Consider the following 716-nt stretch of genomic DNA (forward strand, 5'->3'; position numbering starts at 1 on the left):
TGTTCAGCGTCAAACTTGGATTTACCATTCACTCGACGAATATCGACAATTGGTGTGTAATCCAAATTCATCGCCTTTTTCCAAAGGCTCGTCCACTCCGCCTGCTTAATATAATTTTTCCCAAAATAATTTTTCCTTACTGGTATCAACACATGAAAATGCGGATGGTATGTATCTTCTTCATGATTTTTGGTAATCTCTAAAGCTCTGAAAAACCCAAGAACCGAGGTCTTTACTTTTTTGTACTGGAACAGTTTCCTAAAGCCTTCCATCATCTCAGAAATTTGTGGCTTCAGCCGTTCTCCCTTTACATTCCGAACCGTCAGCGTGAGAAAAATCCATCCGCAGCCATACTGCCGATTGGCTTCCTCTACGATCAACTTATTGTGATAAGCAATTTTTAACGACCTGCGCCACGCACACATCGGGCATAACCTCACTTTACAAAAATGGGCTTGATACAGTTTTAACTTGCCCGTCTCCGGGTCTCTCTTAAACGAAAGATACTCTGCACAACCAATTAGCTTTTCAGCCTTTTTGCCATAGTAAGGTGCCCCAATCTTACTCTCTAACGCTTCGTAATGCTCCGCCATGAGGTTCGTACGTCTCTTTTTCCCCTTCCAATCCCGCTTTTTACCTGTTGCGGTTTTGTCTTCGAGGATGCTATAATCGTTTTCAGATGAATAATTCAACAAAAAAACTCCTTCTTTTCTAGT

At 41.6% G+C, this 716-nt stretch carries 1 protein-coding gene; it reads right to left on the minus strand.

Features of this window, described 5'->3' with window-relative positions; translation table 11 throughout:
• The coding region (locus ACFV2J_RS42525; RefSeq protein ID WP_385443860.1) for a protein rep at nt 1–695 on the minus strand (695 nt) is incomplete at its 3' end.
• Nucleotides 696–716 lie beyond the last annotated feature (21 nt).

The organism is Streptomyces sp. NPDC059668, assembly GCF_042734135.1.
Classification (GTDB): Bacteria; Actinomycetota; Actinomycetes; order Streptomycetales; family Streptomycetaceae; genus Streptomyces.